A 1,609-nucleotide genomic window follows, 5' to 3' on the forward strand; every position below is an offset into this window, starting at 1 on the left:
AACTTGCCTGCGCGCCTTATCTGGCGTGGCATCCCGCTTCACACCCCCCCTCTCCGCTCCCGTCCGTAGCCCCCGTGTTACAGGACGGGGGCTTTTCGCGGTGCCACCCTCCCGCGAAGCCGCAACCGAACCGGCTTTCCTCGCTCCGCTGCGGGAAGGCGGTTCGGCAGCAGCTTCGACCGTATCAAGGAACCGGGAGAACTCCCGTACTGCACGCTCGGCCACCGGCTCAAGAGCGGCGTTTGCCTCATGCAGGCCCTTCGCCAGCTTCTCCGCCTCGAACCGTTGAACGTCTTTGAGTTTCTGGAACGTCGCCGCCATACGCTCGAAGGTCGGCATGGATAGCTCCACGATCTCCGCAAGGAATGCACTCATCGACTGCCCCGAGGCAGACGTAAGCGCGCGGAGCACGTCGTACTGATGTTCGGTCAGTGTGACCTGAACGCGTGGCTTGGCTGTAGGCATGAGCGCCTCCCGTTGTCATGGTGTACCAAGTGTACCACCTGACACACTCGCACCGTCAAGCGCCGCATGTTCGGCATGGGATCGGGGAAGATGAGGCCATTCCCCGACCCCATCCCTGAGCGTATTCGAACCTCGCCCGTCAAGGGTCCGCTATCGCCGCTTCGCGCCCTTGACTGATTCGACGCCGTTGCAGCGTCAAGGCCCCTGAACACCTGCGATCCGCCCAGGCGGTCCGGCGTCCCGCGTGCGCCTGCGGTGCAAGCACTCGCCCGCGCACGCGTCCCGCTCTACCCGCCCTTTGCTGAACGCTCGGCCATGCGGGCCAAATCATCGCCCAGCGTTTTTCCTACGCACTCCCAAGAACCGAGGTCCGCGTACAACTGCCGAAGATGGTTGCCGTACTGCTGAAGCATGAAACGGTGCCGCCGCTCTTCGTCCGTCTCTCTGCCGGCCTGCATCATGATCCGCTCGATGTCGAGCGCACAGGCACGCGCGGCCAGCTCAGTAGTCCAGCCCGAAAAGCCCCATGCCTGCTCAGGCGAACATTGCGCCGCGTACGCCTTCCACTCCTTCCGAGGCCGCACTTGCACCTCAAGCCGTGACCAGTGGTCCGGAATCTCCGCATGGCGATCAGCAGGAAGCGACCGCCGAACCTCTGCCGTCTTGTCGTAGAGCCGCACGCGCACATCAGACGACGCTGACCCGAGGTAGTACGTGCGACCCTCAGAAACATCGTCTGGAACGAACGCGCAGCCCTTCACGCCCAGATCCTTCGCCACACCTCGACAGACCGTCTCAAGCCCTTCAAACGAGCCCGACTGGCAGAAGTCCTCTGCCGCATCGAAACGTGTCACCCGATGAACCGGCCACGCATCGCGTACGAGCCGCACAAACGGCTCCGTAGCCTCTCCCGATGCCGTGACATTGGGATGCCCATTCGGACCGCCACAGAGGACCGCTGCGACCCGTTCGCCCGCGCGATCGCGGATCACGAAACTCTGGTGGTAGTTGTGGCGCCCTCGCCCCTCCTCCACCGATCCACCCCCGCCGATCGTATCGCGCAGCGTCTCGACCAAGACCGTAGGATTTTCAGGAATCGAGGCCTGATACCAGTCGAATCGCATCAGGCACCCCCTTTCCTTAC

2 protein-coding genes are annotated in these 1,609 nt (G+C 63.5%); both read right to left on the bottom strand.

Annotated elements, in window-relative coordinates; all coding sequences use genetic code 11:
• Positions 1 to 465: hypothetical protein (locus J7024_RS36910; RefSeq protein ID WP_234746049.1), on the bottom strand; the 465-nt coding region annotated here is incomplete at its 3' end.
• A gap of 287 nt (positions 466 to 752) precedes the next feature.
• Positions 753 to 1,609: replication initiation factor domain-containing protein (locus J7024_RS36915; protein WP_234746050.1), on the bottom strand; the 857-nt coding region annotated here is incomplete at its 5' end.

The organism is Burkholderia sp. WTPI3 (genome assembly GCF_021483755.1).
Taxonomy (GTDB): Bacteria; Pseudomonadota; Gammaproteobacteria; order Burkholderiales; family Burkholderiaceae; genus Burkholderia.